The organism is Actinoalloteichus hymeniacidonis (assembly GCF_014203365.1).
In the GTDB taxonomy this organism is placed as follows: domain Bacteria; phylum Actinomycetota; class Actinomycetes; order Mycobacteriales; family Pseudonocardiaceae; genus Actinoalloteichus_A; species Actinoalloteichus_A hymeniacidonis.
In genome coordinates this window covers 3,039,717-3,048,670 of record NZ_JACHIS010000001.1, presented here as the reverse complement: position 1 = coordinate 3,048,670, position 8,954 = coordinate 3,039,717, and the positions used below count along the sequence as shown (strand labels likewise).

The window sequence follows — 8,954 nt, the reverse complement described above, 5'->3', positions numbered from 1 at the left end:
TCAGGCTTCGGGGTCGGTGATCCGGTAGCACTCGATGACGTCCAGCAGCCGCCAGTCGTCGCCCTCCTTCACCGAACCCTCCTTGCGGTAGTGGTCGGCGTCCACGATGGTGAACTGCTCGTTGAAGACGAACTTGCTGCCGAAGGCGAAGTACTCGCCGCTGAAGTTGAGCTTCCCGTCCTCCCACCCTTGGCAACGCGTGGAGCCGTGGTTGCCCCAGTTGTCGTAGTAGGTGGTGAAGTAGTTCTGCCCGACGGTGTCCCAACCGAACGTCCAACGCGCGAGGATCCCCGGGCCCGGCACGTCCTGCACCATCTCGTAGACGTGGCCGTCCATGGCCGTCTCGGTGGTCCAGAACGAGACGCCCGTCTTCGGCGGATCGAAGCTGACCTCGGCGTACTCGGCGCGGAACGCACCGAGCAGGAAGTCGAGCTCATGGAGCTGCTCGGCGGGTTTCGGAGCGGTGAACACGACAGGCTCCTGCGGCTCCTGGCCGACAACCTGCTCCTCGGTCCCGGCGATGTCTTCGGTGGACACAGATGCTCCTTCGGCTGGGCGAACAGTCATGTGCGGGTGAGTTCGAAGCGAGGCGTCGCGGGACTACCGGCGACGGCCGGATCACGGGCTATCACGACCCGAGACGGGACTCCCGGAAGCGGTTCAACTGCGGCAGGACCCGTTCGCGCAGGGCATGGTCACGGACGCCGAGCCCCTCCCGGGGCGCCAGACCGAGCACGCCGACCTTGCCGCTGTGGGTGTTGCGATACACCGCCTCCGCGGCCAGCCCGGCCTCCGCCAGCGGGAAGACCCGCGACAACGTGGGATGAACCATGCCCCGGCGGATGAGCCGATTCGCCTCCCACGCCTCGCGATAGTTGGCGAAGTGCGTCCCGACGATGCGCTTGAGATGCATCCACAGGTAGCGGTTGTCGAAGGTGTGCTCGTAGCCCGAAGTGGAGGCGCAGGTGACGATCGTGCCGCCGCGCCGCGCCACGTACACACTCGCCCCGAAGGTCTCCCGACCCGGATGCTCGAAGACGATGTCGGGATCCTCGCCGCCGGTCAGCTCGCGGATCTGGCTGCCGAAACGCCGCCACTCGCTCGGATCGGGGGTGTCGGGGTCCTTCCAGAAGCGGTAGCCCTCGGCCGACCGGTCGATGACCAGTTCGGCGCCCATCGAGCGAACGAGCTCGGCCTTGCCCGGACTGGACACCACGCACACCGGGATGCCACCGCCATTGAGCACCAGCTGGGTGGCATACGAGCCCAGACCACCCGCCGCACCCCAGATCAACACCAGGTCGCCCTGCTTCATGTCGGCCCCGTTGCGCGACACGAGCTGCCGATAGGCCGTCGAGTTGACCAGCTGCGAGGCAGCGGCCTCCTCCCAACTCAGATGGTCGGGCTTGGGCATCAGCTGATTGGCCTTGACCAACGCCAACTCGGCCAGGCCCCCGTAGTTGGTCTCGTATCCCCAGATCCGCTGATCGGAATCGAGCATCGTGTCGTTGTGCCCGTCTGAGGAGGACAACTCGACGGACAGACAGTGGGCCACGACCCGCGACCCCGGCTGGAATCCACGCACCCCCGGGCCCGTCCGCAGCACGACGCCCGACAGATCGGAACCCACCACGTGGAACGGCTGATCGTGATGGGCCGCCTCGGGCATCTCGCGGGCGTAGCGGGCGAGGAACTTGAAGGTGGGCCTCGGCTCGAACAGCGCGCTCCACACGGTGTTGTAGTTGATGCTGCTGGCCATCACCGCCACCAACACCTCGCCGGGCCCCGGCTGCGGCGTGGCCACCGACTGGAGGTGCAGGGATTTCGCCGGACTGCGTTCCTCCGACGCGACGCCCACGAACATCTCGGTCTCGTCGGCCAGAACACCGACGCCCCGATAGTGCTCCGGGATCTCCACGTTCGCGAAGTCGTCTGGCTCGGCGTCATCGGACATGATCGTTTGGAGTAGTTGCTGCACCGAAGCCTCCCTGAGGACCGGTTCCGCCCACGTCGAAGGGCGCGCACCGCAGCGTGCGCAACACCGTTGTGGGCGCAAGGTCCGGGCCAGGCTAGCTACGGTCGAACCCCCTAACTCAACCCCCTAACCAGCCACGATGCTCCCCCGGTCGGACCAGTGGCCGCAGCAGATCGCCGCAGTCGCCCCACGTTCCCGACCGCTGGTCCTTCTGCCATCCGCCCTCGTCCGGCATCGTCGGCATCCGGGCCGCGCCCCGGCAGGCGGTGGCGGAGATGTCAGATCGGATCACCCCGCGACGCAGCCAGCCGAGGCGGGCCGGGCCGTGCGAGGACGATGGTCCAGAGCCATCGCAACTCAACGTCGGCGAAGGGCGAGATCCGAGAAGCCCAGGGGCCATCCGGCGCAAACCCGTTGCCGCAGGCCCCGGATCACCGCCAGTGCGGCAGCCGCCGACCCCCCGACTTGTCCCGCCCGGTCCCCAGCCCTGCCGCCGTGTCGTTGTCGGTGCGCCGGGGCGTGCATACGGTCGCCCTTATCTTCCATGTCCGCGTTTCTCCTACCAGACGGGATTCGTGGCGATCGGCGAGAATGAGCAGGTGGAAAGTAGTGGCCCACAAATTCACGCTGGCGCTCAGCCGTGAAATCACCGACGACGAGCTGACGAAGCTGCGGCAAGCCGGTTCGGGCGAGGCGACGGCCTCGACCACGACACTGCCCACCAATCCCGACGTCACCGTCGGGCAACTCGATTTCGACGTCGAGGGCGAGTCCCTGTCGGGTGCGATCGACGCGGCGCTCGCGGCGATCAAGACGATCCCCGACCTCGGTGTTCCCGGCCTGTCGGTGCCCGCGCAGCCCACCGGAGCATCGGACGGCGGGGCGGTCGGCGAGGAATCCCCCGCAGCCGAACTCGCCAGCGGAGGTCAGCGATGACGACGGGAATCCATCCGGACGCGGTGTTACCCGACGGCCCGACGAGTCCGCGCATGGTGCAGACCCTCGCCTACGCCGCCGCCCGCCGAGGCACCCTGCGCAAGATGCGGGACCGCTACGGTTCGGCGTTCACCTTCGGCTCCTACATCCTGGGCCCGATGGTGATGCTCTCCGATCCCGGCGAGGTCCGGGAGTTGTTCCAGGCGAACTCGGAACAGGCGGAGACCCCCGACAGCAATCTGGGTTTCGTACTGGGACCGGGCTCGCTGTTCTCGATCACCGGCAAGGAGCACCGCAGACAGCGCAAGCTGCTCACGCCGCCCTTCCACGGGCGTCGGCTGCGCGCGCACGAGGCGCTGATCGAGCAGGAGACCCGCCGGGAGGCCGCGTCCTGGCCCGAGGGCAAGCCGTTCCCGGTGCTGCCCTCGACCATGCGGCTGAGCATGAACGTCATCCTGCGCGCCGTGTTCGGAGCCGACGGCGCCGAACTCGACGAACTGCGCACCATGCTGCCGCCCATGCTCAAGGTCGGCGCGTTCGTCGCCTCGCTGCCCATCGCGCGCGTGGATCTCGGCGGCCGCGGTCCGGGCGCTCGGTTCGACCGTTACCGAGCGCAGTACGACGCGATCATCGACCGGCTCATCGACCAGGCAGGCGCGGACCCCAAGCTCACCGAACGCGACGACGTGCTCGCCATCCTCATCCAGTCCCGATATGACGACGGCTCCCCCATGCGCCGCAGCGAGATCGCCGACCAGCTGTTGACGCTGCTTGCAGCCGGGCAGGAGAACACCGCCAGAACCCTGGCCTGGGCCGTGGAACGGCTCCGCCGCCACCCCGAGCTGGTGCGCAGGCTTGTCACCGAGGACGAGGAGGGCGGCAGCGAACTCCGCGAGGCCACCCTGATCGAGGTGCAGCGCATCCGCCCCGTCGTCGAGATGACCGCCCGGCAGGTCCGCGCGGAATCGCTGCGGATCGGCCGGTGGACGCTGCCGCGCGGCACCGTGGCCACCGCCTGCATCTCCCTGCTCCACGAGAACGAGTCGCTGTTCCCCCGCCCCGAGGTCTTCGACCCCGACCGGTTCGTCGGCGCACGCCCCGATCCGAGTTGGATTCCCTTCGGTGGCGGCGTCCGCCGGTGCATCGGCGCCGCGTTCGCCACGATGCAGATGAACGTCGTGCTGCGCACCATGCTCCGTGACTTCACCCTCGTACCGACCTTGGAACCGGGGGAACACCACCCCGACCACGGCATCTCGGTGGCTCCCGCCAAGGGCGGCCTGGCGGTGCTGCACCGACGTTGATCGCACACCGGGGACCGGGCCGGTGCGCCATGAACGTCGGCGGGCGTCGGACTGCGCTGCTCGGTGTCCCGGACCGCGTCACCTGCCCGGATCGGCCCGGCAGCGCATCGGCTCTGGCCGGTGCGCTGCCGACGGCGTCGATTCCGGATGTGGCGCGGTGGCGCGATCTGCCTGCGTCGAGACCGCGAGCCGGCAGCGGCGGTTTCTTTTTGACGTTTCGATGTTTTGGTAGGTGAATCACCAACCATGCCCGAGTCGCCCGAGGGTGCGAGGTGCTCACCCCGGGTATCGCCACTCGCGATGGCGCCCTGGATAGGTGATTGGACGGGTACCGAGAAACCACCGATTCAGTGATCATCGGCAAGCCATGACTTTACCGACGGTAAAGCAAGCCGCCATCTCAGCGATTATTCCGGGGCGGGGCCACGCATTCGTGTGGGCACACCGAATTCGGTTACTTCAGCGGGAGAACACGCGGGTGGCGGTTGCCGACGACATCGCCGCCGAACTCGCGGTCCACGAGGAGACAAACCATCGAGTTCGGCAGCGACGGGTTTCGGGATCGATCGCGTCACACCACGCGAGTCGCCAGATTGTGTCGGTAGATGCGGATCGGCGCCTTGTCCATGCTGGACAGCCCGCCTACCTTGCGCGCCCACTTCGCCACCGGGGAGGTACTGGCGTCGCCGCTGAACAGCGCACCGAACGCCGCAGTCCAGCAGGGCCTGCTGATGAGCTGCTGCAGCAACGGGCCCTTCTGCTTGGAGAACGTCTCCTGCAGGTAGCTGCCCTTCACCATCCGCTTGTTGACCGCGCTGATGACCTGCGGCGATATGTCGGTCTCGCTCAACCACTTCAGCTGGGCGTTGGTGGACTGCGCCTGCTTGAAGTTCGCCAGGTGTTGGTCGTTGAACAGGTCGACCGCGGAGAAGTGGCCGCCGGGCTTGAGCACCCGCGATACCTCGGAGAAGAATTTGTCCAGATGCGGATAGTTGTGGCAACTCTCCAGATTGATCACCACATCGAAGGTGCCGTCCTCGAACGGAATGTCCTCGGCGTCACCATTGGTGTAGGAAAGTTTGTTGGGGCGGAAGTGTCGCGCATTCGCTCGAGCGACCGCCGTTTTCGACAGGTCCACTCCGGACAGCTCCGCCCCATCCGCCACCCGGGAGAGGAAGTTCAGACCCCCGCCGATTCCACTGCCGACCTCGAGAATCCGCTTTCCGTGGTAATCGGTGAGTTCGGTCGGAACCTGTCGCAACGTGTAGTAGTACAGCGCCTCCGAGAAACCGTCGGTGCCGAACCGGGAGAACCCGGGGATGCGCTTCTCGATCTCCTGGTGCAACTGGGCGTCGTCGTATCCCCAGTTCCACATCTCGACCAGCTTCCAGGTGCTGGCGAGCAGGTCGTACACGGTGGAGACCACACGCTTCGCCTCGGCGGCCTCCGCGCTACTGTGATCGGATCCGGTGTTCTCCACGATCAACCGGTCGATTACCTCGGACATCCCGTTCACGTCCTGCAGACTGTCCGAGGATGGATTCGTTGTGACCACGGCAGTTCTCTCCCTTGGTTGTCGGGGAACTGGCGGGAAATTTCGAGCAGCAACGTCCGGCGCTCGAATATAGCGCCACGGTAGCACGATCGAACTTCGTTGAATATGCCGTCGAAGTTCAGTTGGAATACTCGAAACCTCCGACCGTTTCCCTCATTTCAGCAACGCCGAATCGACGGTCGCCACATGATTCGGCGGCCAGCGCGAACCGCCCCTTCATTCGATCGAGACGGAAGGGTCGGTGAAAAAATCAACGAGCGGCTTGATCACCCATTCTGATCGACACGGATCCGGCCACGGCTAATGCAATAGGACATTGATGGTATCGGCAGCGGCAGGGTATTCGGCGTTGTTCGGGGGGTTGCCCGGTGTTTTCTGGGGGCTGGTCAGGGGCGACATCGGCAGGCGAGCGGCGGGGACCGCGTTGCTCGGTTCGGCCCGCAGCATCCCGATGAGGTCGGTGCGTCGGGTGACGTTGAACTTCCGGAAGATCTTGGTGAGGTGCTGTTCCACCGTGCTCGTCGACAGGTAGAGGCGCTGGCCGATCTCCCGGTTGGTCAGGCCGTTCACCGCCAGCCGCGCCACCCTGCCCTCGGCATCGGTCAGCTCCGGATAGTGGTCGTCGTTCTCGCCCAGCAGGTCGGCGACATCGAACTGCTCCCCACCCAACAACAGTTCCCGGGTCTCGGCCTCACACTCGCAGGAGCGCGCCACCTCCATGGCCCGGCGCGCCACCGTGCGGGAGTGCTTGGAGTCGCCGCGGGCATAGTGCTCGTTGCTCAGCTGGGCCAATGCCAGGGCGAACTCCCGGTCGTGGCCGGAGTTCTCCAGCACGCCGACGGCCCGCTGCAACAGCGGAAGGCACTGGTCGGCCTCGTCGAGGCTGCTCAACAGTCGCAGCGCGACAGCCCCGAGGAACGCCGACCGACCGGTGGCCTGTTTGACCTGGTCTTCCAAGGTCGAACGGGCATCGTCGGCGCGGGCCAACGCGGCGTACGCCCGGGCCAGACCGATCCGCCACGGCACCAGGGTGGACAGTTCGACGCCCCAGCTCGCCATCACCGCCCCACAGTGGCGGAAGTCCTCGATGGCCGCATACGGGCGGCCACTGGCCAACGCGTGCCTGCCCCGCGCATACCGGTAGGGCAGTCCGAAGGTGGAATCGAGCAGCTCCGGCGGCAGCGGCCTGCGCAGCAGGTTCTCGGCCTCGTCGAGCATCCCGGTGTCGATGCGCGCGGCGATCAGCGTGCCGAGGGGATAACCGATGACCACCCCCCAACTGGCCCGCGACATCATGGACAGCGCCATACCCGCCTCGCGGACGGCCACCGACGCGCGGCCCCTGCGCAGCGACACATCGGCGCGCACCGCAGCCACGACCGCGGTGAGGGAGATCAGGCCACGCCTGCGGAAGTCCGAGGACAGCCGCTCGCACCAGTTCTCCGCCCGGTCCAGCTCGTTGACCAGGATGAGGGTGAGCAACGCCGCTAGGACCGTCTCGATCAACGGGTCGGCCCGCTCGCAGTTCTGCAGGACCGCATCGGCCGCGGCGGCCGCGTGGGTCACCCGTTTCTGCCGGACCGCACAGACCAGGGTGGCCATCGCGCGCATCCCGAGGTCGCCGTGGTGGCGGTCGGGGCTGTGATCGGTCTGTGTCCCGTCGAGCACCGACGGGTTGAGGAACTCCAACCACAGCAGGGCGGCCTGCGCGCCGCTGCCGCAGGCCGGTCTGGCCTCGCCGCCGACATCGCCCCGGGTGATCTCCAGGACCTCGTCGAAGCGTCCGGTCCACAGCAGACTGCTCAGCAGGGATTCGACGCCTCGGGTGTCGAGCTGTCCCGCGCGCAGTGCGGTGCGCAGCGCGGGCAGGTGGCTGGTGACCGCCGACGGCGCGATACGCCACTTGGCGCGCACGAGGGTGACCAGGGCGGCGGCTCGCAGCCCGGGTTCGAGGTCGGCGCGTAAAGCGAAGTCGGCGTAGTCCGCGGCGACGGTCGACCGGTCGGAACGCAGCGCCTCGGCGGCGGCGTCGACCATGACCTCGGCCGACCACGCCGTGTTCAGCTCCCCGGAGAGCAGCACGTGGGTGGCGATCGCGGTGACGTCGGCGCCCTCCGAGTAGAGCAGCTCGGCCACTCGCCCGTTGAGCAGGGCCCGCTCGGCGGCCGGGGTGGCCTCGACGAGGGCGGCCCGGGCTTCGGGGTGGCGGAAACCGCCGTAGGTATCGAGCAGGCCCATGCGGGTCAACTCGGCGACACTGCGTTCGACCTTCGCCGCGTCCAACCGCAGCAGGCGTCTGAGCAGCCGTTGCGAGGGAGTGCGGTCGAGCACGGCCAGGCAGCGGGCCACCGCGAGCAATGCCTCGTCGCCCCGGTGCACACAGGCCGAGACCGCCGACTTGAACTGGGCCGCAGGCGCGGGCGGCGCTCCGTCGTCGTCGGCCCCGCTGTGTTCCCCATCGGCGATCAGCGCACCCAGTAGCAGCGGATTGCCACCGGAGGCGTAGTGGCAGGCCGCCGCGCGGGCCGAGGTGGTGGGCACGTCGAGTAGTTCGGCGACGGCCGCGTGGCTCAGGGGTTCGAGCCGGAGCCGCTGGCAGGGCAGGTTGCGATGCAGTTCGGCGTCGAAGGAGGGAATCGTCGTCCAAGCGGACTCGCCCGCCAGCAGCAGCACCAGGACGTGTCTGCTGCCGACGCGGCGTTGCAGGTGCAGCAGGATTCCCCGCGACATCGGATCGGCGTGCTCGACGTCGTCGATGCACAACAGGGTGGGTCGGTCGCCGATGCGGTCGAGTAGTTCCGAGCAGATCCGTTCGTCGGGTCGGGCACCACGCTCGGGGCCCGCCTGGTTCAGGTACGCGTCGAGTTCCTGTTCGATGCCCGCGCTCTGCCACAGTTGGCGGGCCACGCCGTAGGCCAGCGAGGTCTCGGCGGGTGAACCTGCTGCGGCCAGTACGAGAGCACCGGAGTCGGATACAACGGAGGCGACCTCTCGTAATAACCGGGTCCGACCGGATCCTGCCGCACCGGACACGACGACGATCTCACTGCCCGAGGTCCGGCACCGGTCGAAAGCAGCAGTGATGGCCGTCAACTCCACCGCACGTTCTACTAACCGCACCTACGGCTCCCTTTCGCAATGTGGACTGATCTGCGCGCCACACCGCCACTCTGCGGTGCAAAAC

Annotated in this window: 6 protein-coding genes; 2 read left to right on the top strand and 4 right to left on the bottom strand. The window is 67.4% G+C overall.

Translation table 11 applies throughout. The annotated features are described in order from the left end of the window. A complete protein-coding gene (locus tag BKA25_RS12595) occupies positions 1-537 on the bottom strand; it encodes a DUF1579 domain-containing protein (RefSeq protein WP_069849609.1) in 537 nt (178 codons plus the stop codon). 91 nt (positions 538-628) lie between these two features. Beyond that, positions 629-1,954, bottom strand: a complete 1,326-nt coding sequence (gene ccrA, locus BKA25_RS12590) for a crotonyl-CoA carboxylase/reductase (RefSeq protein ID WP_084643675.1) — start codon at positions 1,952-1,954, stop codon at positions 629-631. Positions 1,955-2,584: 630 nt separating this feature from the next. Between ccrA and BKA25_RS12585 the strand changes: the two genes are divergently transcribed. Further along, complete coding sequence (locus BKA25_RS12585; protein WP_069849613.1) at positions 2,585-2,911, top strand: hypothetical protein; 327 nt, start codon at positions 2,585-2,587, stop codon at positions 2,909-2,911. Continuing rightward, the gene (locus tag BKA25_RS12580) at positions 2,908-4,215 is read left to right on the top strand and encodes a cytochrome P450 (protein WP_069849615.1); all 1,308 of its coding nucleotides are present in this window, start codon (positions 2,908-2,910) and stop codon (positions 4,213-4,215) included. Before BKA25_RS12585 ends, BKA25_RS12580 begins: the two co-directional genes overlap by 4 nt. A 571-nt stretch (positions 4,216-4,786) precedes the next feature. Here the strand turns inward: BKA25_RS12580 and BKA25_RS12575 are convergent. Together BKA25_RS12575 and BKA25_RS28385 are read right to left on the bottom strand one after the other, a co-directional pair. After that, positions 4,787-5,722, bottom strand: coding sequence for a class I SAM-dependent methyltransferase (locus tag BKA25_RS12575; protein WP_069849617.1), 936 nt, complete (start codon positions 5,720-5,722; stop codon positions 4,787-4,789). Positions 5,723-6,070: 348 nt separating this feature from the next. Beyond that, positions 6,071-8,890, bottom strand: a complete 2,820-nt coding sequence (locus tag BKA25_RS28385) for an AAA family ATPase (RefSeq protein WP_084643027.1) — start codon at positions 8,888-8,890, stop codon at positions 6,071-6,073. Between the last annotated feature and the right edge of the window lie 64 nt (positions 8,891-8,954).